The following is a 23,389-nucleotide window of genomic DNA, read 5'->3' as shown; positions in this document are numbered from 1 at the left end:
TGCGTCCTTCGGGCGGATTTGGGTCGATACGGAAAGCCGCGTATCGACCGCACGGAGGGTCGCTATTGGCGCCATCCCACCGCCGGCGTCCCGGCAATTGAACGACGTCTCGTCGAACGGCCATGAATTCACCAAAACTTCGCGACAGAACGCTATTGCGGGTTGTCCGTGGGATGCGGACGATACCTCTCGCAAGCTGCAAGCCGGCGACATTCCTCCCATGTCTGCAAGGCTTTACACACGGGGATGACTGAACATGAAAGTTGTAGTCGAAAATACCGTCTGCTTGAACACCGGCGACGCGGCCATTTTATTGGCAATCAGGCACATCCTGAAATCGATAGCGAACGAGGAGCTAGAGTTCCTGGTGTTCGACAGCCAGCCGGAAGTCGCCGCGCGACTGTATCCGAAGGAACAGTATCCGGACATCGAGCTTCGGAAACTGCCGTCCGAATCGATCTTCAAGTACAAATATGACGACAATACTGTCAAGAATGCCTTGAAGCAGGTCTATAACCAGGCCGTCTTCCAGGCGTTGCGTCATCTCGGCAGCGGCAACTATCTCGACAGGCGTTTCTTCAGCGACACCGATCGAGAGAGCCTGGCGCTGTACAGGGACGCCGATATGGTGATCACCACCGGCGGCACCTATCTCGTCGAAAACTATTCGCTCGAGCGGCGCATCAACCAGTTCAAGCTTGCGGAGATGCTCGGCAAGAGGACGATCTTCTTCACGCAGTCGCTCGGACCTTTCGCCAAGCCCTACAACCGCCGGAACCTGCCGCCGATTTTCGCCCGCAGCCCGCTGATCCTGTTGCGCGACGTCCGTTCGCGCGACCACATCCTCGATCTCGTCGACGATCCCTCGAAGTGCCATGTGGTGGCCGATTCCGTCTTTGCGCTCGCCGATGTGGAGCGGATCAAGGCGTTGTTGACGATCGGCCGGCCGGCGCCCACGGGCCGCGTCGGCATTTCCGTGCGGCATTGGCACTACGTCCAGGGTGGCGACGGCGGCATGGGCCGCTACATCGAATCGGTGCGCGACATCGCCACGAAGCTGGTGCGCGACCATGGCAAGCAGGTCACCTTCATTTCGACCTGCCAGGGCGTGGCGGAATATGCGCATGACGATTCGAAGACGGCCAACCTGATCGTCTCGGGCCTGGCACCCGAAATCGCCAAGCATGTCACTGTCGACGCGTCGTTCCACACGCCGGAACAGCTGATGGCGATCGCCAAGGAGCTCGATTTCGTGGTGGCGACCCGCATGCACATGATGATCATGTCGCTTTGCGTCGGCACGCCGGTGCTGCCGATCGCCTACGAGTTCAAGACGAAGGAAGTTGCCAAGCGCATCGGCGTCGAGGACGTGCTGCTCGATATCGATACGGTGACGCCGGAGGAGGCGCTCGGCAAGCTCGATCGCTTCGCTGGCAATCTCGACCGCTATCGTGAGGTCAGCCTCAAGGCCGTGCTCGAGGAACATGCCTCGGCGATGTCGGCGGCGGATCTTATCCGCCCGCTGATCGCCAACTCATCGGCGAAGGGCGCCAAGCCCCTTCGAGAGGATGTCGAACAGGACCTGGCGCGGCGGGCGTAAGGCCAGCGCGAACAGGAGCGCCAGCCCGTAGTTGAGGCAGACCGCCGAGGCGAGGGCGAGGAAGTCGGAGCTGCCGGTCAGGACGTCCGGCAGCAGCCGGTAGCAGATCCAGGCGGCGAGCGCCGAGATGAGAAAGAGACCCTGGACGAGAAGGAAGTCCTTGGCCGAGACCGGCCCGACCCGCTGCAGGAGCCAGGCAAGCACCGGGACGCGCAGGACGTAGCCGCTGATCGCATAGGCGGCTGCGACACCGATCGCGCCCCATTGCAGGCCGACGACGAAGGAAAGCACCGTCGTCAGCGACGAATAGATCCCCCAGCGGAACATCGTCTTCGTCTCGCCCTGGCAGATGAAGATCCAGCCGGTGGTGCTCGAAACCGGCTGCATGAGGCTGGCGACCCCCAGCCAAGCGAAGATCGGCGCGACCGGTAGCCATTGCTCACCGAAAAGGATGCTGACGGTCGGCTTTGCGGCCAAGGTCAGTGCCGCAATACCGGGCATGGTGACCGCGGCCAGCAGCCAGTTGGTGCGCAGATAGATATCGCGAAAGCGCGCCTTGTCCTCCTGGATGTGGCTCATCAGCGGGATCATCACGCGCGACAAAGGCTGGGTGATGTTCTGCAGCGGGAAGAGCAGGAGCTTGTAGGCGCGGTCGTAGTAACCGAGCTCGACCGGTCCGGAGAACTTGCCGATCAGGATGTTGTCGAGATTGCGCGAGAAGAAATTGACAAGATTGAAGCCAGTGAGATTGGCGCCGAAGGAGATGATGTCGCGGTCGATCCTGAACGCCGGCCGGCCGGGCATCCATCGCGTCGCCCACCAGGCCGCAAGAAGCGCTACGGCGGCCGACGCCGCCGGGCCGATCACCAGCGACCAGTAGCCCATGCCGAAATAGGCGGCCGTGGCGGTGACCAGCAGCCCCACGACCGCCGCATAGACGTCGTTGAGCGCCAATTGCCCGAACTTGAGATGCCGGTTCATGAGCGCGAGCGGCAGGGCTGCGAGGCTGCCGAGCAGCAGCGGCAGCGCCGCGGCAATGGCGATCGCCGTCATCCGCTGGTCGCTGTAGAAGGCGGCCACGGCGGGCGAAAGGGCGACGACCACGAGGGTGCAGACGAGGCCGACGAGGGTGCTGATCCAGAAGACCTGGTTGAGCTCTCTTTCGCCGATCTCCTTGCGCTGGATGACCGCCTGCTGCAGGCCGAGATTCTGGAAGAGCCCGACGAAGGCGACGATGGGGCTCACCGAGGCGACGAGGCCGAAATCCTCCGGCGCCAGCAAGCGGGCGAGCACGACGACCGAGACGAACTGGATGACCATGCGCACGACCTGTGCGCCGCCGGTCACCAGCCCGCCGCGAAGGGCGACGCGGCCGAACTGAATGTTTTCTTTATTCAAGCAGCAAGCCTCGATCTGGAGAATCGACTAAGGATTGCGGCGAAATCATCGTCGAGGGCCTCCATGTCGAACTCGGCCCCGACTTTTCGTCTGGCCTCCGCAGCGATGCGCTCGCAGTCGTCCGGGTGCTCGGCGATGAAGCGCAGCCGGTTCGCCAGCGTCTCGACGTCCCTTTCGGCGGCGAGAAAGCCCGTCTTCCGGTCCTCGATCAGTTCGGGAATTCCCGAATGGGTGGAACTCACCACCGTCAGCCCGGCGGCCATCGCCTCCATCAGCGCCACCGGTATGCCCTCGACGTCGCCGTTCGGGGCGGTGACGCTCGGCAGGACGAAGGCGTGCGAGCGCCGCAGCCATTCCTTGACCTCCTGGTGAGGGAGGCTGCCGAGGAAGGAGACCTGCCCGGCGATACCGAGTTCGGAGGCAAGCGCTTCGAGCTGCGGCCGGAGCGGGCCGTCGCCGATGATCCTGTAGTGCCAGTCGAGTGCCGGCGCGTCCGCGTGTAGCCGGGCCAGCGCCCGAAGCGCGTATTCCACGCCCTTCTTCTCCGCCAGCCGGCAAACGGAAACCAATTGCAGTGTCGCGCCGCGCCAGGATTTCCATTCATAGGGGATCTTCTTGAGGTCGATCCCCATATGGTGGACGGCGACCTTCGCCTCCGGCGCCCCCGCCTGGATGAGCACGCGGCGAAAATAGTCGTTTACCGTCAGGTTGAGTGCGCCCTGCTCGAACAGGTCGTTATAGCGGTCGAGATCTCGCTCCTTGAGCGGCACGCCGACGTCATAGCCGTGGAAGATCGTCACGATCGGCGGGGCGAGCCGTTTCCATTTCTTGAGGCGCGCGGCGCGGGCTCCATTGTGGCCGAAATGGGCGACGATGACGTCGCATTGATTCAGTCTGGCGACCGATGAGATGTCGAGCGCGGTGGAGGCCTTGTCGTAGAGCTTCGGCGGCAGCCGGCCTATGGCCGGACGAAGGCGCGCGGCCGGGCCCCACCAGTCACGCGTTCGTGCCAGAAGCGTCGCAAGCGGTTCCTCCTGGCGATCCGCAAAATTGTAATCCGAGATGCCGTTGCAGACGACGTCGACCTCGAAGCCGCGCCGCAACAGGCCGGCCATCTGGCCGATGACGAAGGTTTCCGAAAGCATCGGAAACTGACCGACGACGAATCCGACCCGCATGCCGTCTCAAGAGGCCTTGAGTTGAGCGGGGCGGCTCGCGGCGGCGCGTTCGAGCACCTCGAGGAAGGCCGCAAATTGCCGGGTGGGCTGCATGAGCGGCCGCGTGGCGAAAACCGAGGCGGCCTGCGACAGCCGCTGATATTCGCCATCGTCGCTCCACAGGCGCCCGATGGCGCCAGTCCAATCTTCGAGCGGCGCATCATAGTCGAGAACGATACCGCCTTCGCCGATTGCCTCCGGCAATCCTCCGCGTCGCGAGCCGACGACCGGAATGCCGCTGCAATGGGCCTCGGACGCCACCCGTCCCCAGGCCTCTTCCCATTTGCTCGGCGCAAGCAGGATCTTCGTTCGGCCGTAGACGGTCTTCATGTCGCTGGTGCGGCTTTCCAGCCGCACATTCTTCAAGGGCGCAATGATCTTCTCGATTTCCGCCCGGTGGTCGTCGGAAAGCTTCCAGCTTTCGACGAAGAGGAAGGGAATGTCCGGGCATTGTCCGGCGATCCGCACCGCCAGCTCGAATCCCTTCTCCTTGTATGGGTTGATGAAGGTCACATAGTCGCGTGTCGTCCGGGTCGTGTAGGTTTCGGGGTTGATCGTCGGCGGGATCACGACCGAATCAATGCCGAATTTCTCCTTGTAGGCCCGGGCGGTGAATTCCGAATTGGCGATGTAGGAGGCAGAGGTCAGTTCGCGCAAATCGCCGGCGAGCTCGTGAAACTCGACGTTTCGCAGGTAGATCACCAGCGGCACATTGTGGACCTGCAATGCCTTGCCGATCGGCACGGATTTGTGGCACTGCACAACGGCGATATCGGGCTGCAGCTTCTTCACGGCGAAGGCCGCCGCTTCCCACGGGTGCCAGGCGCGAACGACGGGATAGCCGGGAAAGCTGTCCATCACGCCGCGCTCTCCGGACAACTTAAGCTTGACGCGCTGCTTGAAGCCGAACACGCCGTCGCCGAACAGAGCCGCCAGGACCCCCGCCTCGTGGCCACGCTCGCGCAATTGCTGGACGAGGTGGTGCGTGCTCGACTGAACGCCGCCGCTGAATTCGGGATAATATCCGTTTCCGCCGGCAAACAGAACCTTCATACGCTGTTCTCCTTCATAGAGACGTTTCGTCGTGACCGCTGGCGCTCCACCCGAACGGGCGAGGCGAAAGGCATCAACTCCAGAATGACGGCAATTGTTGGGTCGCTCGGCGCCGGGTCGGCGCAACCTGCGATTTCGGGGCGTGCCTGAGCGATGGCCGCAGGGCCGACGCGGGCGTAGCCAGGGATTTGGAAGGCTGTTCATCCGGCCGCAAGAGAGTGAACCTCCACCAAGCAGGGTAACCATGCGACAAAGCGAGTTTGCTGCACTGCAACAAAGACTGTCATGGGGGAAGCCGATAGTCAACCAAGCCTCGCCCATTTGGTTTAGCTCGAAAGGCGTAGATGCCGATTTGGCCTGAAAGGCTTGCTTGACGCGGCGGCATTCCGGGCCTCAAATCGGCCACAACTTGAGGAAGCGACGGCGGGTGCATCATGGACAATGACGAACCGGTACCGGAGACGAAACTCACCTCTACAAAACGACGCTGGGCGGCGGACGGCAAGTTCCTGACCGGACGGGTGGCGCGCCCCCAAACCGAGCGCCTGCCGCCCGGCCAGCACCTCGTCAAGGACTGGCCGGTTCTCGATCTCGGGCAGCAGCCGCATATCGCGATCGAGAGGTGGCGGCTCGACGTGACCGGGGCGGTCGAACACCCGCTTTCGCTCGACTGGGCGGCCTTCCAATCGCTGCCGCAGAGCGAAACCCTCTCCGACATTCATTGCGTGACGACCTGGTCGCGCTACGACAATCGCTGGCAGGGGGTCTCGACGCGCGACCTTCTCGACCGGGTAATGCCGAAGACGGAGGCGGAATACGTCATGCTGACGAGCTTCGACGGCTATTCGACCAACCTGCCGCTTGCCGATTTCGCCGCCGAAGACGCAATCCTTGCGACGACCTGGGAAGGCGCGCCGATCACCCGGTCGCATGGCGGGCCGATGCGCCTCGTCGTGCCGCATCTTTATCTCTGGAAAAGCGCCAAATGGCTGACCCGTATCGATTTTCGCAGCCGCGACACGGCCGGATTCTGGGAGCGGAACGGCTATCACATGCGCGGCGATCCCTGGCTCGAGGAACGGTATTCCGGCGATTGAGGGGACTTGACTGCAACGCCTGATGCTACACTTCATCATCGAATAGCCCAATAGTTGGACAAGCGGGACGCAGGCGGACAACTCCGCGCTTTTTCCGTAGTCCCACGCCAGTCCAGGAGGAAAGCATGCGCAGTTCCGCCTTGAAGAGCCTGTCCTTTGCCCTGTTTCTCGCATGCGGTACGGTCTCGCCGCAGATGGGCCGCGCCGCTTCCCCAGAGCCCGTCAAGGCCGAGCATGGCATGGTGGTCACCGCCCAGCATCTCGCCTCCGACATCGGTGTCGAAGTCCTCAAGAAGGGCGGCAATGCGGTCGATGCGGCAGTCGCCGTCGGCTATGCGCTGGCCGTCGTCTATCCGACCGCCGGCAATATCGGCGGCGGCGGCTTCATGACCATCCGTTTCAAGGACGGAAAGACGACCTTTCTCGATTTCCGCGAGCGCGCTCCGCTTGCCGCGACGAAGACGATGTACCTTGACGACAAGGGTAGCCTCGTCAAGGGCCGGAGCACCGACGGCTATCTCGCCGTCGGCGTGCCGGGTCCGGTGGCGGGCTTCGAGTTCGCCCGCAGCCGCTACGGCACGCGGCCGCTGAAGGAGCTCATCGAGCCGGCGATAACGCTGGCGCGCGAAGGTTTCGAGCTGGAGCAGGGCGATGTCGATTCCTTCATCGGCAAAACCGAGCGGCTGGCCAAGGACCCGGCCGCGGCGGCAATCTTCCTCAAGGCTGACGGCAAGTCCTTTGCGGTCGGCGACAGGCTGGTCCAAGCCGATCTCGCCGCCTCGCTTGCGAGCATCGCCGAGAAGGGGCCGGACGCCTTCTACAAGGGCGCGATCGCCGATCAGATCGTCAAGGCGAGCGCGGAGAAGGGCGGCATCCTCGCCAAGAAGGATTTCGAGCAATATCAAGTGCGCGAGTTGGAGCCGGTGAAGTGCAATTACCGCGGCTACGACATCGTCTCCTCGCCGCCGCCTTCCTCGGGCGGCGTGATCATCTGCGAGATCCTCAACATCCTCGAAGGCTATCCGCTCTCCTATCTCGGCTACGGCTCGGCCGAGACGGTGCATGCGATGATCGAGGCGATGCGGCATGCCTATGTCGATCGCAACACGGCGCTCGGCGACCCCGACTTCGTCGAGAACCCCGTCGCCAAGCTGGTCGACAAGGCCTATGCCAAGGAGATCCGCGACAAGATCGACCCGTTCAAGGCCGGCGTCTCTGAGGTGCTGATGCCGGCGGGTTTCGGCGAAAGCAAGGAAACGACGCACTATTCCATCATCGATGACGAGGGAAATGCGGTCGCCGTCACCTATACGCTGAACGGCTCGTTCGGCGCCGGCGTAGTGGCGCCTGGAACCGGAATCCTTCTCAACAACGAGATGGACGACTTCACCGCCAAGCCCGGCGCGCCCAATCTCTACGGCCTCGTGCAGGGCGAGGCGAATGCGATCGCGCCCGGCAAGACGCCGCTTTCCTCGATGAGCCCGACGATCATTTCCAAGGACGGCAAGCCCTTCATGGTGATCGGCAGTCCCGGCGGCGCACGCATCATCACCATCACGCTGGAGGCGATCCTCAACGTCATCGATCACGGCATGAATATCCAGGAAGCGGTCGACGCGCCGCGCCTCCACCACCAATGGCTGCCGGACAAGGTATTCATGGAGCCCTATGCGCTTTCGCCCGACACACTGAAGCTGCTCTCGGCTATGGGCCACGACGTCAAGATCGACGAGAACTGGACGATCTGGGGACAGGCGACCGGTATCCTCGTCGGCGGCGAGAGTATGGGCGAGATCGGGGCCGGCGGTGGCGCCCGCTACAACGGCGCCGCCGACAGCCGCATCGGCGCTGGCGCGGCGAGGGGGTATTAGCCGGCTGCCTTCAAGCGTGGCCCGGGCAGGCACGCGTCGGTCCGGGCGCGAAATCCGTAGCCGGCAGCCCTGCCGCTCCGATTCACCACCTCGGGCGGATTGAGGCGCGAAGCCTCTGCCTTCCGACGACCTCCAAGCTGTGGCGTGGCACCGGTGTGCGTGACAGTCGCGACGCAGCGATTCTCCCCCCAATTTCCATTGAGGTTTTTCGAAATCCGGCATTGCATGGCGGGCAGTTTTCTCTTATCGGAAACATGAATTATTTACTCAACAATGCTTGCGCGGCCGTCTCGGGGGACATCCAGGCGGACGATGGGCAGGCGCGTGCCTGGAATTCGGAAAAGGGCCACCATGACATCGACATCACTCAGCGGCGTACGGAGGCTCGCCGCAACCACTGCGCTTGCAGGCGCATCAACGCTCTTCGGCATCGCTTTCGCGCAGGCGCAGACCGCCTCGCCTGCGGCCGCGAGCGATGGCGCGACGGCGCTGCAGACGCTGGTCGTCCAAGGTGGCGAAGGCACCGAGGGCGTGGAGGGTGTCGTCGAGACGGAGGGCTATGTCGCCAAGTCCGGCCGCACGGCCACCAAGACCGATACGCCGGTAGCCGAGACTCCCCAATCGATGTCCACAGTCAGCCGCAAGCAGCTCGACGACCGTAAGCCGCAGAACCTCAGCGAGGCGGTGAGCTACACGCCCGGCGTGCGAATCGGCCAGTACGGCGCCGAACCCCGCTTCGACGCCTTCAAGGTGCGCGGCATCGACCTCACCTATACCGGTATCTTCCGTGACGGTCTGCGGCAGATCAGCAGCCCGAACGGCCTCTTTCGCCTGGAACCCTATGGCGTCGAGGCGATCAGCATCCTGCGCGGCCCGGCAACATCGATCTATGGCGCGAGCAGCTCCGCCGGTATCGTCGACATCATCTCGAAGCGGCCGACGGAGGAACAGTTCCGCGAGGTCGAGATGCAGTATGGCTCCTACGGCCGCGTGCAGGGCGCGTTCGATTTCTCGGGTCCGGTCGATGCGGAGAACACGGTGCTCTACCGCCTGACCGGTCTTGCCCGCGATGCACGCAGCGAGATCAGCGCCATCAAGGACGACCGTCTCTTCATTGCCCCTGCCATGACCTGGCAGCCGGACGAGGGCACGAAGCTGACCGTGCTCGGCGAGTACATGGATTCGACGACGGGCGGCACCTGGGGCTACATCAACCGGTACGGCCCGGCCGGCACGTCGATCGGCGCCACACCCGTCTATGGCGGCGATGAGCGTTTCAACGATTTCGACCAGGAGCAAGCGCGCATCGGCTACGAGCTGGAGCATGCGCTTTCCGACAACGTGACGCTCTATCACAAACTGCGATTCTCGGATCTGTCGACGCAGCAGGAATGGGTCTACGCGGATTTTCCGGGCATCGTGAACGAAGACAACAGCGGCGTTGCGTCGGACACCTATCTCAAGACCGACTTCGAAACCGGCGCGCTCGACCACCAGCTCATTACCGGCGTCGACCACAGTTACATGAAGTACAAGTCGCTGCAGGGATCCGGACCGGATCTCTTCACGGACGATTTTACCTACGTGCCGGAGACCACCTACAAGGAGACCCAGCGGCAGAACTCGGTTGGCATCTACGCTCAAGACCAGATCGAATATGGCGCTTGGCGGCTGATGGCGGGCCTGCGCCACGACTGGCTAAACAGCGAGTTCACCACCGATAGTTTCGCCGGTTTCGCGCACTATTCGCGCGACGACAGCGAGACGACCGGGCGCATTGGGCTTGGCTACGTGACGCCGTGGAACGTCATGCCCTATGTCAGTTACGGCACGTCCTTCGTCGCCAATCCGGGCGTGATCCTGGCGACCGGCGGCGCTTCGCAGCAGGCCAAGCCAACGATCGGCGAGCAGGTCGAGGTCGGTGTCAAATACGCGCTGCCGGATCACAACGCACTGATCACCGCGTCGCTCTTCAACATCGACCAGGAGAACGCCTCTGTTTACGAGACCTCTTCCGGCGTGAACCTGCTGCGCCAGCTCGATTTGAGGTCCCGCGGGTTTGAACTGGAAGCGACCGCTTCGCTCGACAACGGCCTAAGCCTGATTGCCGCCTATTCCTACAACGACGTCAAAATCACCAAGCTCACTGCCGAGACAGAGGGCAACCAGCTGAACTCCACGCCCTACCACACATTCTCGCTCTGGGCGGATTACGAATTCCAGAGCGGCGCGCTGGAAGGTCTGGGGATGGGCGCCGGCGTCCGGTATCTCGGCTCCAGCTTCGGCGACAACCAGAACACGCCGGTGCTCGACAACGAGGCGCGCACCTTCGTCGATGCATCGCTGCGCTACGATCTCGGAAAGCTCAATCCGTCTATGGACGGCGTCCGCCTGCAGGTCAACGCCACCAACCTCCTGGACGAGGTGAAGCAGATATGCACCACCGGCTTCTGCTATTTCGACGAGGGCCGCAAGGTCGTCGGCAGCGTGCGCTACCGCTTCTGATGCTGGCGCTCGACGCTACTTCCGCACGCGATTCGCCGGCCGTGGTCTTTCTCACGGTCGGCGGCCTCTATGTCGCCCAGAGCGTCATTGGCGGGCTGACCATGCTCGGCCTGCCGACCGTGCTGCGCAACCAGGGGCTGCCCTCGATCAGATAGGCCTCGTCTATCTCACCGTGCTGCCGTGGGCGCTGAAGTTCCTTTGGGCGCCCTATGTGGAACGGTTTCGATTGCCGCGTGTCGGCCGCAACCGGTTGCGCGTCATCGTCGCCGTCGGCGGTTGGCTTTGCGCCGCCGGCCTTGTTGTCATCGGGCTTACCGGTCTTTCGCCGCTGATGCCGGTGCTGGTCTCACTCATCCTCGTCGCCTTCGTAACATCGACGGTCGACATCGCCTGCGACGGCTATGCGGTGGAGACGCTCGCCAAGGAACACCACGGCTGGGGCAATACCACCCAGGTGGGAGGCGCCTATCTCGGCTCGGCGATCGGCGCGGGGCTTTTTCTCGTCCTCGTCGACCGCTACGGCTGGTCGCCGCAGTCTTTTTCATGGCAGGCGTCGTTTTCCTCCTCGGTCTGCCTTTCGCCTTCGGGCCTGCGACACGAGGCGCTCTTGAGGTGCGCAATCATGCGCCATCGCTGGTCGCCGCGCTGAAGCGCCCGGCGGTTTGCAAGGGCCTCGTGGTGGCGGCAGTCTACGTCGCCGCGCAGAAATGGGGGCTCTCGATGCTCGGCCCCTTCCTCATCGACTAATGGCTTCGATCTCGCGACTGTCGGCGTTCTGAACGGCTTCGGCAGCATGGTGGTAGGTCTTGCCGGGGCGCTGATCGGCGGTGCGGCGGTCCGTCTTCTCGGCGCGAATTTTGTGCTGACACTGGCCATTCTGCTGCAGACCGCCATGCTTCTTGCCCTCGCCTCCTTCGATTTCACGGGCAGCGCGCCGAAATCGATCGTCATCGGCGTCGCAATTCTCTCCTCGTCGGGCGTTATGGCACTCGGCTTCGTCGCCCTCTATTCGCAATTCATGGGCTGGTCGGATCCGAGACAGGCGGGCGTCGACTTCACCCTCTTCCAGTGCATGGATCGCCTCGTTAGCATGGTCGGCGGTGGCAGCAATCTGCATTGCCGCAGCGCCGGCCATCTACTTGCTGATACGAGGCCGCACCCTTCTTGCCTCGGGTGTCCCCTCGCACGGCTGAGTCACGACATCCCTGCGCGACGCGGTTGCAGCTAGCCCTTGGCCGTCACCGTCTCGGCCGCTTCACGGATCGTCTGCATCAGGATCGAAAGCGGCAGCGACGGGATCGCGTCGGTCCGCATGGTGAGGCCGACCGGTCCCTTCGTCTCGCTGGTGTCGATCGGCAGAGCCACGAGCAGGCCGTCGTCGATGTCGGTGGCGACGACGCCGTTGGAGATGATCCAGATCGCGTCGCTCGAGCGCACGAAAGCACGGCCGAAGGAATCGGAGACGGTTTCGATCTGGTTCGGCAGGGCGGCAATGCCGTTGGCGATCAGGAAGCGCTCGACGAAGGGGCGGATGATCGAGGCCCGCGTCGGCATCAGCACCGGATAGTCGCCTAAGTGCGCGAAGATCGACTGCTTGCCGGAAAGAAGCGGATGGCCGGCGCGCACGGCGAACACCACTTGCTCGGAATAAAGGTGCTCGAAGGAAAAGCCGGTCATTCGATCGGGCGCGGCGAGCCTGCCGACGACGAGGTCGAGATCGCCGACCCGCAGCTGCTCCAGAAGGACTGCATTTTCGCCGGTGACGATCTTGATCCGGGCGCCGGTTTTCTCCTCGAGAAAGAGCCCCATGGCGCGGGGCATGATGCGGGTCGAGACCGTCGGCAACGCGCCGACGCGGATCGGCGGCCCATCGCCCGAGCGTTCCTGGGAGACGGAATCGAGGCCTTGCCGAAGCGCCGTCAGCGCCGCGCCGGCGTGGCGCAGGAACACCTCGCCGTAGCGGGTGATCTTGATGCCGCGCCCCTCGCGCTCGAAGACCGAGACGCCCAGGACCTCCTCCAGCTCGCGGATCGTCTTTGTGACCGCCGGCTGGGTGACATTCAGAAGATCGGCGGCCTTCACGACGCTCTTCTGCCGTGCGACCTCGACAAATGTCTGCAGATGACGAAACTTGATGCGCGTGTCGATCATCGAAACATAACTCAGGAGTTAATGGATCGGCGCAAAATATCATTTTACCTAACCATATGAAATGGCCAATTTGGTGGTGAGGAGACCTACCGTGCAATTCACCCGCATCAACGACATCGCCATCCACTATCGGTTGATCGGCGCCGTTGCCGAGAAACCGGTGCTTGTCTTCATCAACTCGCTCGGCACGGATTTCCGCATCTGGAGCGACGTCGTCGCCCGCCTTTCCGATGATTATGCCATCGTTCTTTACGACAAGCGCGGTCACGGCCTTTCGGATATTGGCCAGGTACCTTATTCGATCGAGGATCATGCGACCGATCTCGCCGGGCTTCTCGACCGGCTCGCCGTCAAGCGCGCCATCATCTGCGGACTTTCGGTCGGCGGCCTCATCGCGCAATCGCTCTACCAGCGCCGCCCCGATCTGGTGCAGGCGCTCGTGCTTGCCGATACGGCGCACAAGATCGGCACGACCGAGATGTGGGACGCCCGCATCGCGGCGATCGAGGCGCACGGCATCGACGCAGTTGCCGACGCGGTGCTCGAGCGCTGGTTCACGCCGGCCTTTCGACGGCCTGAGAACGTCGCCTTCGCCTGTTACCGCAATATGCTGATCCGCCAGCCGGTGCCGGGTTACGTCGGCACCTGCGTGGCAATCCGCAACGCCGATTACACCGAAGCCGCCAAGAAGATCGCCGTGCCGGTGCTCTGCGTCGTCGGCGACCAGGACGGTTCGACGCCGCCCGATCTGGTGCGCTCGACGGCTCGGCTCATCCCCGGCGCGCGCTTCGAGGTGATTCGCGATGCCGGGCATATCCCCTGCGTCGAGCAGCCGGAGGCGCTGACCGAAACGCTCCTGCGTTTTTTCAAGTCCCTATTGCCTGGAGACAAACCCGATGCGTGATGCCGCCCATGACTGACAGATCCTCCGACCGCTACCGCCAGGGCATGGCGACGCGCCGTGCCGTTCTCGGCGACGCTCACGTCGACCGCGCCCAATCCGCCACGACGGAATTCGACCAGCCGTTCCAGGAACTGATCACCGAGGCGGCCTGGGGTCATGTCTGGTCGCGCCCGGCCTTGACGAAGCGCGAGCGGTCGATCGTCACCATCGCGCTGCTGGCCGCCCTCGGCCAGGACGAGGAGGTGGCGATGCATGTCCGAGCCACGGCCAACACCGGGGCGACGCGCGAGGATATTTGCGAGGCGCTGCTGCATGTGGCGATCTATGCCGGCGTACCGGCCGCCAATCACGCCATCAAGATCGCCAAGCAGGTCCTCGGCGAAATGGATGCCGCAAGGGCGAAGGGGGAGTGACGATGTCCGACACAGAAAATCGCCGGCCCGAGATGGGCGCCTTTTTCCAGCGGGACCGGAACTGGCATCCGCCGGCCTTCGCGCCCGGCTACAAGACGTCGGTGCTGCGTTCGCCGCAGAAGGCGCTGCTTTCGCTCGACAGCACGATTTCTGAAATCACCGGCCCGGTCTTCGGCCATTCGGTGCTTGGCGAACTCGACAACGACTTGATCCACAATTTCGCCAAGGCCGGCGAAAGCGCGATCGGCGAACGCATCATCGTGCACGGCCGGGTGCTCGACGAGCGCGGCCGGCCGGTTGCCGGCGCGTTGCTCGAATTCTGGCAGGCGAATGCCGGTGGGCGCTACCGTCACAAGAAGGAAAGCTATCTGGCGCCGCTCGATCCGAATTTCGGCGGCTGTGGCCGGACGATCACCGACGAGAACGGCTACTACTGTTTCCGAACCATCAGGCCGGGCGCCTATCCCTGGCCGAACGGCGTCAACGACTGGCGGCCGGCCCATATCCATTTCTCGATCTTCGGTCACGGCTTCGCCCAGCGGTTGATTACCCAGATGTATTTCGAAGGGGACCCGATGATCTGGAAGTGCCCGATCGTCGGCACGATCCCCGACCGCGGGGCGATCGAGCAATTGATCGCGCCGCTCGATTGGGCCAACACCATGCCGATGGATGCGCGCGCCTATAAGTTCGACATCGTGCTGCGCGGCCGCCGCTCGACGTTGTTCGAGAACCGGCCGGAAGGCAATTGAGGGAGGGAACCGATGGTACAGGATCTGGGCTACCTCAAGGAAACCCCCTCGCAGACGGCTGGACCCTACGTCCACATCGGCCTGACGCCGAATTTCGGCGGACTGTCCGGCGTCTACCAACGCGACCTCGGGTCGGCGATGGTCAATGACAAGACGCTTGGAGAGCGCATCACCGTGACCGGCCGGGTGATCGACGGCGCGGGCGCCCCGCTCAAGGACGCGCTGATCGAAATCTGGCAGGCGGATGCCGCCGGTCTTTACAATTCGCCTTCGGAAATGCGCGGAGCCGCCGACCCGAATTTCACCGGCTGGGGCCGCTGCCCGACGAGCGCCGAGGACGGCACCTTCGTGTTCGAAACCGTCAAGCCCGGCCGTGTTCCGTTCAAGGATGGCCGCCTGATGGCGCCGCATATCACCTTCTGGATCGTGGCGCGCGGAATCAATATCGGGCTCCACACGCGCCTGTACTTCCCGGACGAGGCGGCGGCGAATGCCGAGGATCCGCTGCTTGCCCGAATCGAGCATCGCCATCGGGCCGAGACGCTTGTCGCCGGCGGTCAGGCGCCTAATTATGTCTTCGACATTCATCTCCAGGGGGAGAAGGAAACGGTTTTCCTGGACATATGATCATCGGCGACCCATCGCCGTTGTCGCGTGCTTGTCGGCGCCCCGAAGGGCCAGATCCTGGAGACGTGGAATGACCTATTCGGCCTTTGATCATCCCTATCTTTCCGGTCTTCTTGGCGACGAAGCGGTCGCGGCGGAGTTTTCCGCGGCCGCGGATATCCGCGCCATGCTGGCTTTCGAGGCGGCGCTGGCGCGGGCCGAAGCGCAACATGGCGTGATCCCGCACGCGGCCGCCGACCGGATCGCCGAGGCTTGCCGCGCCTTTTCCCCGGATGTCGCGGCCTTGCGGCGCGGAATGGCGACTGACGGTGTCGCGGTGCCGGAACTCGTCCGGCAGTTGCGGCGCGCCGTCGGCGAAGCGGCGGCGGAGCACGTGCATTTCGGCGCCACCAGCCAGGATGTCGTCGATACCAGCCTGGTGCTGCGCCTGAAGGCGATCGGCGAGCTTTTTTCCGGCCGCCTCGGCGAAATCGTCGCGGTGTTGGAGGAAGGTGCCCAGCAATGGGGCGAACGTCCGCTGATGGGCCGCACGCGCATGCAGGCGGCCATTCCGATCACCGTGGCGGACCGAATGCGCAGCTGGATCGAGCCGCTGCTCGACCATCAGGACCGGCTCGACGCGATGGATATCGACCTGTTCGCCGTGCAATTCGGCGGTGCGGCCGGCACGCTCGACAAGCTCAAGGACAAGGCGGACGCGGTCCGTGCGACGCTGGCGGAGGAGCTGGCGCTGATCGACTGTCCGCAATGGCACAGCCAGCGCGCCGCGATCGCCGATTTCGCCCACCTGCTTTCGCTGATCACCGGCAGTCTCGGCAAGTTCGGCCAGGACATCGCCCTGATGGCGCAGGCGGGCGACGAGATCGTGCTGGCCGGCGGCGGTTCGTCCTCCGCCATGGCCCACAAGCAGAACCCGGTCGCCGCCGAGGTGCTGGTGACGCTGGCGCGCTTCAATGCCACGCAAATTTCCGGCATCCACCAGGCCGTGGTGCACGAGCAGGAGCGTTCCGGTTCCGCCTGGACGCTCGAATGGCTACTCCTGCCGCAGATCGTCGGCGCAACCGCGGCGGCACTGAGGCTTGCCACGGAACTCGCCGGCAATATCCGGCGTCTGGGCGCCGCTTGAGGGCGGTGGAAAAGTGCCGGACCGCTTCCTGAGAAACGGTCCGGCAGTTGCTATTCTCGTCGATCATGCAGCGGCGTCAGGCATCAAGCCGAGCGGGCAATATTCCAGTCGAGTCGGTGCACGTCCCGCTGCAACTGCGCATAGGATGACGTCGGTATTCTGCCGTCATGCTTCGCCGCGACCTCGGTGGCGTCGGCGCGAATGTTCTGTTCCTCGCGGCGCAACCTGCCGAAGGCGACGGAGCTGAGCTTGCCCGAGGTGCGCTCCGCATCCATCCGGTGATTGGCGGCGCGCAGTTCGTGGAGGATGCTGGCGAGCCGCGGCTGTTCAACGACGACAACGGAAGTCATCGGCCGGGCGGCCGGGGCGGGAGGAGCAACATCGTCGTTGGCGAATATTCCCTGGTAGTAGTCGCCGTTCTCGGGACCCGTCGACGTGGTACCCTCGTGCCGTCCGGCGGCGAAGGCGCCGCCTGTGGCGAGCGACAGAGCGAGGGCGGCGATTGCGGATGTTGTGATGAGCGAGCGCATTTTGCGTCTCCTTGAAACGGGGGAAGCAAGAAGCTTCCGATCGGGGCTGTCTCATACCGTCGCGTCGCGATCCTTTCGGTCGCCGGCAGTATTCAGCCTCGATGTAAAGAGTGGACCTGCAGGCGCTGCAAGTCACATTAACAATAAATAAAGTTTCCACGGCCTTCTTTGACAAAGTTCCGTCAAATTTTCGACGTCCGCGGTGTAACTCCTTCAAGAAATATTAGAAATTCTCGACTTTGGGGGTTCTTCCTCCGAAAGTGGTCGGGAAGGCAAATCGTCTCCATGAACAACTTGTAATATTTCAGCACCAATGGCTGTAAATCACGTTCCGGAGACGCTACGATCCTGTGGGCTCATGGGGGCGGCCTTGCCTAAATAGGATCGTTTGTCGCGCTATGTCGTTTCCTCGCCGTCAACCGCTCGCCCTCACGTTCGTAATAGTGCTCGAGCGAGGGCAGGGCCGACTTGAGCGCATGGAGCAGGGCCTCGTCGATCCCGGTGGCGTCGCGGTATTTCGCGTCTAGATAGCCGCGGTGCTGGGCTAGCGCGGCTTCGGAGGCACCCTCGGTCAGCGTGAAGACCGGCGAGACCGTGCTCCGCCCCTTGACGGTGATGCGGTCGATCTCGACGATCGGGAACTTGGCTGTGGCGAGCCCGGCCGTGCGTTCGCCAAGGAGCAGGGGGATGCCGTAGTCCTTCGACGCGCCCTCGAGGCGGGAGGCGAGATTGACCGCGTCCCCCAGCGCCGAATAGTCGAAGCGGCGGGCGGAGCCCATGTTGCCGACGACGCATTCGCCCGTATTGATGCCGATGCCGATGCGAAGCACCTTCGGCTGTCGCCCGGCCGCCTTGGCTTCGGCTTCGAGTTCTACGTTCAGCTGCTCGAGCGCGGCGAGCATGTCGCGCGCCGCCTGCACGGCGTGGACGGCATGATCCGGATCGTCGAGCGGTGCGTTCCAGAAGGCCATCAGGCAGTCGCCGATATATTTGTCGATCGTGCCGCTTCGGTTGAGCACCGCCTCCGACAGCGGCGTCAAGAGCCGGTTGATGAGGGTCGTCAGCCCCTCCGGGTCGTCCTTCATATTTTCCGAAATTGTCGTAAAGCCGCGAACGTCGCAGAAGAGGATCGTCAGCGTGCGTCTTTCGCCGCCAAGCTTCAGTTGCGACGGATCCTGCGCCAGCCGTTCGACGAGCGCCGGCGAGAGATATTGCGAGAAAGCACGGGTGATCTCGCGGCGGCGCCGGCGCTCCTCGGCATAGTCGATGCCCGCCTGGCCGACCGCAACGCTTAGAAAGGCAAGGCCGGGGCCGAGTGGCGAAATGAACAGATGACCGAAGCGCATCAGGCCGTAGCTGACGAGGAAGATCAGCGCAAGCGCGCCGGCGCCGTAGCCGAGCGTCCTCCAGCTGGTCGATTTGAAGACGGCGAGCGCGGCTGCCAGCGCGGCGAGGAGCACCGCCGATACGGCAATCGGCGCCCCCGCTCGCTCTATCGCGAGGCCGTGGATGAGATTGTCGTAGATGGTCGCCTGGATCTCTGCTCCGGCGACGAGGCCGCGCGAAAAGACCGTGTCGGAGGTTGCGAAGGCGTCGGCGCCGCCATCGGCAATCGACGGAGCATTCTGCAGGCTCAAGCCGACGATCACGACGCGATCGCGGAACGTGCCCTCCGGCAGAAAGTTCTCGGGATCGAGCGCTTGATAGTAGGAAACGGTCGGATAGGTGCGGGCCGCGCCGAAGGTCTGGATCAAGGTCCGCCTCTGCGGCGTCTGGGGATCTGCCCCTGCAATGGTCGCGAGCGTCACGGCGAAGCCGTCCGGATAGGCGGGGATTTGCCTGAGCGTGCCGTCGCCGCTGAGATTGACCGAGGCGATGCCCACTTTTGCGCCTTTCTCGGTGAAGAGCGCGAGCGGTTCGGTGCGAACGAACTGTTCGGCTTGCGGCGTCTGGATGAGCGTCTGGTCGCCGGCAAGCACCACGTCCGGCCCAAGTGCCTCGGCCAGTGCCCTATCGTTTTCCGGGTCCACAGCCGGCTCGGCAAAGATGACGTCGAGCGCAATCGCCCGTGCGCCGGCCTTTCTCAACGATCTGATCAGCCGGGCGTGCAGGGCGCGCGGCCAGGGCCACTGGCTGCCGATCTCCGCCATCGACGGCTCGTCGATCGCGACGATGATGGGGCCCTTTTCGGGGAGCGGCGGGCGGCCGATGATCGAGAGGTAGTCGTAGGCGCGCAGGTCGGCGAGCGACCAGCTGCCGGTCAGCGAGGCGAGCGAGACGAGGGCGGCGACGAAGACCGTCAGGGCGACAAGCTTTGCTCGGCGTGGCCCGTGACGAATTCGATCGACGATCGCGGAAAGCCGCTTACGGGTGAGCGCTGGGCGAGGTGCGTGCATCAGAACCGCACTTTGACGGTGCCCTTGACGGTGGGGCCCCAGCCGGGAAGACCGTCGCGCAGCTCGAATTCCTCGTCAAGCAGGTTGAACCCGGCGAGTTCGACCTCGAACCGCTTGTCGAAAGGCTCCCATAAGAGTGATGCGTCGAGGGTCCAGAAGTCGTCCAACCTCGTCGAACCTTGCGACCTGGTCCCCACGTAATTGGCGGCAATCATCGTCCGAATGTTTGCCTCGTTGACCCAGGTCAGTGCTACCTGACCGGCGTTTTCCGGGAGTAATGGCAGTTCACCAGCGGGATTAGCCGGCGAAAAGTCCTTGCTCCGCGTGTGGGCGGCAGTAGCAGAGAGTCCGAACCCATGGCTGAGCGCCAGGTTGGCAGTCAGAGCAACGCGATCGACCCTTGCCTTACGGAAGTCGTAATCGTTCGTCGAGAGGGGGAAGTCGATGGAACCGTCGCGGATTTCCTGGTGCTGATAGTCGAGAGCGGTAAAGAGCCGGTCATTCCATTCGGCATCCCACCGGAACGCGAACGTATCGGCATAACCCCCAGCGCCGATGAGAAACTGGTTCGGTTGAAGGCCTACTATGCCGACTGGCGCGAGCGTGGCGACATCGAGGTTATAGCCCTCGCGCTGTACGGCCGCCCTCAGCCAGTGACCCTCGGCGGGTGCCCAGGCGATGCCGAGCTTCGGTTCCAGCCGGACGTTGTTGTCATTGACGTGCTCTATGTAGCGGGCAAAGAGGGCGCCCTCGACTTTGAGGTCCGGGGTGACCTCATAGAGCCCATCGACATAGGCCTTCATCACTCCCGCCGTGGCGGATGAAGTCGCGGAGCTCAATGGTATCGCCGGAGGGAGAAGGTTGCAATACTCGGTTTTCTCCTTTTGAGTTACGGCGCCGGCCTCCAAGCCGTAGCGCCAGGTCAGATCACCGTCTCCGTAAAGGTGGTTCAGAGCTCCGATGTAAGTCGTCTGTCTCTGCTCCCTCCGGAGATATTCAATATCCGGAAAGGGGATGTCGGAGAAAAGCAACCGCGAAGTCTCGACGGTTTCCGTGTCGTTGAAGAAGAAGGCGGCATTGGCAATGTTCTGGTAGCCGAATGTGTGGCTCCAAGCGACGCCAGAGTTGAGATTTGATCCATTATTGCCATTTAGGCTGTCGCCGTTGAACGGGACGAGCATCGGATGGGGAATGTCGAAGATATTGCGGCTGTCGTCCACCTCTGCCATGTTCAAGAAGGCGACCACTCTGTCGTCGGGGGTCGGAGTAGCCGTCACATAGCCGGTGCCGCCGATCAACCGTGTTTCGCGATCCATCTCGAGCCCGCCTCCGAGGTCTATCGTATCGCGCGGCTCTTCCCATTGGAAATTGCCGAAGACGCTGACCGGGAAGGGGGAGTACGCGAACCCCCGGATCTCGGCTTCGCCAATCCAGCCCGTGTTACCGTCCTCTAAGGTGGGGCCGCCCCCGAGATCGATCTCGAAGAAGGGCGTTCGATAAAGATCGGTCGCACGTGCCCGGTAAGCCAGCAAATGCGGGTCGAGAAGAAGCCCTTGGAAGAGCGCCGCGAAGGTCGATGGGTTTTGCGCATTGGTAATTGGGCTAACGCTGAAGCTATATCCGTTGAACAAGGGATTGACGCTGCCGCGGATTGCCTGGTCCAGATAGCTGGCGCTCGAGAAGGGGTCGAATACTGCGTCGCCGTAATATTGCCCCCAAGCATCCAGGCCTTGCAAACGGAAGGCGTTGTTAAGGGCCGAGCCCGCTTGCTGGTTTGCACCAATCGCTGCTGTGTCGCCACCCTTTGCGCGGGTTCGCCGCATCGTTTCTTGGGCGTAGCGGATGGCGGCATCGGCATCATAGTCATCGATCGAAACGATCGTGCGTACCTGGGAGACGATAGGATCGTTTGGGTCGAGTCTGTCGGCATTGTCGAGCGCTTGGTCCGCAGGTATCCGGTCGCCTTTCTCGTAGTGCGCTGCGGCAAGCAGCAGCTGAGCATTGGAATAGGCAGGGTTGGCCGTCGAGCCGGCAAGCAGGTCTTGAATTGCCTTCTCGACGTCTCCATTCTGCAGGTGATAGCGGCCGCGTGCGATGAGCACGAGATCGAAAGAAGGGTCGATGGCGAGCGCCGCATCTATCTCGCGCTTTGCCTCGGCAAGCCTCAACTCGCCCAGGTACATCAGGGCAAGGTTGGCGTGATAGCTGGGATCTTGGGGGTCCAGCTCAATTGCCTTCTTGACGGCGTATTCAGCAGCACGCGTGTCACCGCGTTCGTCCTGTACGGCACCAAGCCAGTTCCAGATTGATGGGTCCCCTGGCGCCGCTTTCAGGCCACGCTCTAGGTCGGCGAGGGCACCGTCTCGATCATTCTCGATGTTGAAGCGATACTTCGCGCGGGCCTCAAGCGCGTAGGGATCATCCGCATCGATCTTCAGCGCCTTTTCGATACCATCGCGCACTTCGTCGCGATCGTCGATCAACATGGCGAATTGTGCTCGCACGGCTGGGAGGGTCGGGTCGTCGGGATATTGCAGTTCCGCCTTCCTAAGCGTCTCAACCGCGGCGCGAACATCGGTGCGAAAGCCTTCAGTAAACGCCTTTGCGAATGCGCCATAGGCTCCGACCGCTTGGCGTGGCGGGTTTTCCACCCGATCGGGATTGGCGAGTGCTCGGGCAAAATATCCGCCGTAAGCGGCGATTGACCGGCGCTTTGCGTCCAACCCGCGCGCGCTTTGATCAAAGAGTTTCGCCGCATCGGCGTAGCGGCCCTGGGAGCCTGCGGTGAGCGCATCGACAAGCCCGGCTCGAGCGCTCTGGGAGCGATCGAGGCCTCGCCGCCTCGCCGCGTCAAGTGCGGCTTGTGCTTTTTGCCGGCCGTTGAGCGACAGGTAAATCTCGGCAAGCGTCAGCCAGTCTTCGGCCGAGCGTGAGACTTCTGGTTGCGCCTCGATCCGCTCCCTTTGGCGCCGCATGTCTGGAGCGCGGAGAGTTGTGGCGGGCATCAGAACGAAGGCGTCGCGGAGCGCAAGATGGAACAGCATCTGTTCGCGGTCCTTGGGCGTCACGATGACGATCTTGGTCGGCGCGCTGCCTATCGCGGCGACGGCGCCTTCCCCCTGCATTACCGTCACGCTGCCATGGGCATTGCTAAGCTCTATGACGCCTTCGAGTACCGTCAGCGAGGTCTTCCCGTCGGCGCCGACGGTCAGCGTCCAGTCCGTGCCGCGGATGGCGGCGGCGGCCGCCGGCGTATCGATCACCAAGCCCTGCCCTCCGCGCTCGGCCCGGGCCCAGATCGTGCCTGATTCCAGTTCGAGATTGGTCTCGCCCGTGCCGATCTGCTTGACGCGAAGCGCCGTATTGCGCCCGAGGCGAATCTGTGTGCGATCGCGAAAAAGCACGGCGAGCGAGCCGGTGGCGTTGGTGCGCAGCAGGTCGCCGGGGAGGAGATCCTGCGCAATGTCGACGGAGCGCCAATTGGAGACATCGACGAAGCGCACTTCTTCGCCGGATTTTCGCGCAATGACCGAACCGGCAACGGGGTCGGGGCGCGGAACCGGCTCGCCGAACGCCGAAAATGGCGCAAAGCACGCCATCACGCCGAGCAATGCCCCCGTTACTCTTCTCCGCATCTCGCGATATGCCCCTCGTTATAGTGAATCCAGTGGATTTGCAGGGGAGAAAAGTCAAGTACCCAGTTTTGGGCATATGTTATCGACATGCGCGTGTAGTAAAGAGTCGGCGAG

16 protein-coding genes and 1 pseudogene are annotated in these 23,389 nt (G+C 63.2%); 10 read left to right on the top strand and 7 right to left on the bottom strand.

The genetic code is table 11. The annotated features are described in order from the left end of the window. Positions 1–256: 256 nt before the first annotated feature. A complete protein-coding gene (locus tag USDA257_RS07825; protein ID WP_014762371.1) occupies positions 257–1,600 on the top strand; it encodes a polysaccharide pyruvyl transferase family protein in 1,344 nt (447 codons plus the stop codon). Here the strand turns inward: USDA257_RS07825 and USDA257_RS07820 are convergent. From USDA257_RS07820 to USDA257_RS07810, 3 genes are read right to left on the bottom strand one after another with little or no spacing between them, the layout of a single operon-like run. Further along, positions 1,535–2,998: a lipopolysaccharide biosynthesis protein gene (locus tag USDA257_RS07820; protein ID WP_014762370.1), complete on the bottom strand. Its 1,464-nt coding sequence runs from the start codon at positions 2,996–2,998 to the stop codon at positions 1,535–1,537. The two genes, USDA257_RS07825 and USDA257_RS07820, sit on opposite strands and share 66 nt — an antisense overlap. After that, a complete protein-coding gene (locus tag USDA257_RS07815; protein ID WP_014762369.1) occupies positions 2,995–4,176 on the bottom strand; it encodes a glycosyltransferase in 1,182 nt (393 codons plus the stop codon). The genes USDA257_RS07820 and USDA257_RS07815 overlap by 4 nt, the downstream gene beginning before the upstream one ends. 6 nt (positions 4,177–4,182) lie before the next feature. Further along, positions 4,183–5,268 (bottom strand): glycosyltransferase, encoded by a 1,086-nt coding sequence (locus USDA257_RS07810; protein WP_014762368.1) that lies wholly within the window; start codon positions 5,266–5,268, stop codon positions 4,183–4,185. A 434-nt stretch (positions 5,269–5,702) separates the two neighbouring features. On the opposite strand from USDA257_RS07810, the gene USDA257_RS07805 reads away from it, so the two are divergent. The 4 genes and pseudogenes from USDA257_RS07805 to USDA257_RS07790 all read left to right on the top strand — a co-directional run. After that, the gene (locus tag USDA257_RS07805; protein WP_014762367.1) at positions 5,703–6,365 is read left to right on the top strand and encodes a sulfite oxidase-like oxidoreductase; all 663 of its coding nucleotides are present in this window, start codon (positions 5,703–5,705) and stop codon (positions 6,363–6,365) included. Between the two features lie 125 nt (positions 6,366–6,490). Continuing rightward, positions 6,491–8,236 carry a gamma-glutamyltransferase gene (ggt, locus tag USDA257_RS07800; RefSeq protein WP_014762366.1) on the top strand — a complete coding sequence of 582 codons (1,746 nt, stop codon included), beginning with the start codon at positions 6,491–6,493 and terminating at the stop codon, positions 8,234–8,236. A 351-nt stretch (positions 8,237–8,587) separates the two neighbouring features. After that, complete coding sequence (locus USDA257_RS07795; RefSeq protein ID WP_014762365.1) at positions 8,588–10,741, top strand: TonB-dependent siderophore receptor; 2,154 nt, start codon at positions 8,588–8,590, stop codon at positions 10,739–10,741. Further along, positions 10,741–11,843, top strand: a pseudogene (locus USDA257_RS07790) (MFS transporter); the annotation flags it as partial. The gene USDA257_RS07795 and the pseudogene USDA257_RS07790, both read left to right, overlap by 1 nt. A gap of 122 nt (positions 11,844–11,965) precedes the next feature. On the opposite strand, the gene pcaQ reads toward USDA257_RS07790, so the two are convergent. Further along, positions 11,966–12,892 carry a pca operon transcription factor PcaQ gene (gene pcaQ, locus USDA257_RS07785; RefSeq protein WP_014762363.1) on the bottom strand — a complete coding sequence of 309 codons (927 nt, stop codon included), beginning with the start codon at positions 12,890–12,892 and terminating at the stop codon, positions 11,966–11,968. A 91-nt stretch (positions 12,893–12,983) separates the two neighbouring features. On the opposite strand from pcaQ, the gene pcaD reads away from it, so the two are divergent. The 5 genes from pcaD (at position 12,984) to USDA257_RS07760 (ending at position 16,714) form a co-directional block, all read left to right on the top strand. Next, on the top strand, positions 12,984–13,796 hold the full coding sequence (pcaD, locus tag USDA257_RS07780) for a 3-oxoadipate enol-lactonase (protein ID WP_014762362.1): 813 nt from the start codon (positions 12,984–12,986) through the stop codon (positions 13,794–13,796). A gap of 8 nt (positions 13,797–13,804) precedes the next feature. Then, the gene (gene pcaC, locus USDA257_RS07775) at positions 13,805–14,209 is read left to right on the top strand and encodes a 4-carboxymuconolactone decarboxylase (RefSeq protein WP_014762361.1); all 405 of its coding nucleotides are present in this window, start codon (positions 13,805–13,807) and stop codon (positions 14,207–14,209) included. A gap of 2 nt (positions 14,210–14,211) precedes the next feature. After that, on the top strand, positions 14,212–14,961 hold the full coding sequence (gene pcaH / locus USDA257_RS07770) for a protocatechuate 3,4-dioxygenase subunit beta (RefSeq protein ID WP_014762360.1): 750 nt from the start codon (positions 14,212–14,214) through the stop codon (positions 14,959–14,961). Between the two features lie 12 nt (positions 14,962–14,973). Beyond that, complete coding sequence (gene pcaG, locus USDA257_RS07765) at positions 14,974–15,588, top strand: protocatechuate 3,4-dioxygenase subunit alpha (RefSeq protein WP_041413991.1); 615 nt, start codon at positions 14,974–14,976, stop codon at positions 15,586–15,588. A 70-nt stretch (positions 15,589–15,658) separates the two neighbouring features. Then, entirely contained in the window at positions 15,659–16,714 is a 1,056-nt protein-coding gene (locus USDA257_RS07760; RefSeq protein ID WP_041413990.1) for a 3-carboxy-cis,cis-muconate cycloisomerase, read from the top strand. Positions 16,715–16,797: 83 nt separating this feature from the next. Here USDA257_RS07760 and USDA257_RS07755 read toward each other — a convergent pair whose 3' ends face one another. The 3 genes from USDA257_RS07755 to USDA257_RS07745 all read right to left on the bottom strand — a co-directional run bounded on the left by USDA257_RS07755 (position 16,798) and on the right by USDA257_RS07745 (position 23,275). Next, on the bottom strand, positions 16,798–17,244 hold the full coding sequence (locus USDA257_RS07755; RefSeq protein WP_014762358.1) for a hypothetical protein: 447 nt from the start codon (positions 17,242–17,244) through the stop codon (positions 16,798–16,800). 374 nt (positions 17,245–17,618) lie between these two features. Continuing rightward, positions 17,619–19,640 carry a CHASE2 domain-containing protein gene (locus tag USDA257_RS07750; protein WP_014762357.1) on the bottom strand — a complete coding sequence of 674 codons (2,022 nt, stop codon included), beginning with the start codon at positions 19,638–19,640 and terminating at the stop codon, positions 17,619–17,621. After that, the gene (locus USDA257_RS07745; protein ID WP_014762356.1) at positions 19,640–23,275 is read right to left on the bottom strand and encodes a FecR domain-containing protein; all 3,636 of its coding nucleotides are present in this window, start codon (positions 23,273–23,275) and stop codon (positions 19,640–19,642) included. The genes USDA257_RS07750 and USDA257_RS07745 overlap by 1 nt, the downstream gene beginning before the upstream one ends. Positions 23,276–23,389 lie beyond the last annotated feature (114 nt).

The organism is Sinorhizobium fredii USDA 257, assembly GCF_000265205.3.
GTDB classification, from domain to species: Bacteria; Pseudomonadota; Alphaproteobacteria; order Rhizobiales; family Rhizobiaceae; genus Sinorhizobium; species Sinorhizobium fredii_B.
This window is presented reverse-complemented; position numbering and strand designations above follow the sequence as displayed.

Excerpts from the sequence above, each read along its gene's own strand:
- USDA257_RS07825 (WP_014762371.1), top strand. The coding sequence starts at position 257 with ATGAAAGTTGTAGTCGAAAATACCGTCTGCTTGAACACCGGCGACGCG.
- USDA257_RS07815 (WP_014762369.1), bottom strand. The coding sequence starts at position 4,176 with ATGCGGGTCGGATTCGTCGTCGGTCAGTTTCCGATGCTTTCGGAAACC.
- USDA257_RS07810 (WP_014762368.1), bottom strand. The coding sequence starts at position 5,268 with ATGAAGGTTCTGTTTGCCGGCGGAAACGGATATTATCCCGAATTCAGC.
- USDA257_RS07805 (WP_014762367.1), top strand. The coding sequence starts at position 5,703 with ATGGACAATGACGAACCGGTACCGGAGACGAAACTCACCTCTACAAAA.
- ggt (WP_014762366.1), top strand. The coding sequence starts at position 6,491 with ATGCGCAGTTCCGCCTTGAAGAGCCTGTCCTTTGCCCTGTTTCTCGCA.
- USDA257_RS07795 (WP_014762365.1), top strand. The coding sequence starts at position 8,588 with ATGACATCGACATCACTCAGCGGCGTACGGAGGCTCGCCGCAACCACT.
- pcaQ (WP_014762363.1), bottom strand. The coding sequence starts at position 12,892 with ATGATCGACACGCGCATCAAGTTTCGTCATCTGCAGACATTTGTCGAG.
- pcaC (WP_014762361.1), top strand. The coding sequence starts at position 13,805 with ATGACTGACAGATCCTCCGACCGCTACCGCCAGGGCATGGCGACGCGC.
- pcaH (WP_014762360.1), top strand. The coding sequence starts at position 14,212 with ATGTCCGACACAGAAAATCGCCGGCCCGAGATGGGCGCCTTTTTCCAG.
- pcaG (WP_041413991.1), top strand. The coding sequence starts at position 14,974 with ATGGTACAGGATCTGGGCTACCTCAAGGAAACCCCCTCGCAGACGGCT.
- USDA257_RS07760 (WP_041413990.1), top strand. The coding sequence starts at position 15,659 with ATGACCTATTCGGCCTTTGATCATCCCTATCTTTCCGGTCTTCTTGGC.
- USDA257_RS07755 (WP_014762358.1), bottom strand. The coding sequence starts at position 17,244 with ATGCGCTCGCTCATCACAACATCCGCAATCGCCGCCCTCGCTCTGTCG.
- USDA257_RS07750 (WP_014762357.1), bottom strand. The coding sequence starts at position 19,640 with ATGCACGCACCTCGCCCAGCGCTCACCCGTAAGCGGCTTTCCGCGATC.
- USDA257_RS07745 (WP_014762356.1), bottom strand. The coding sequence starts at position 23,275 with ATGCGGAGAAGAGTAACGGGGGCATTGCTCGGCGTGATGGCGTGCTTT.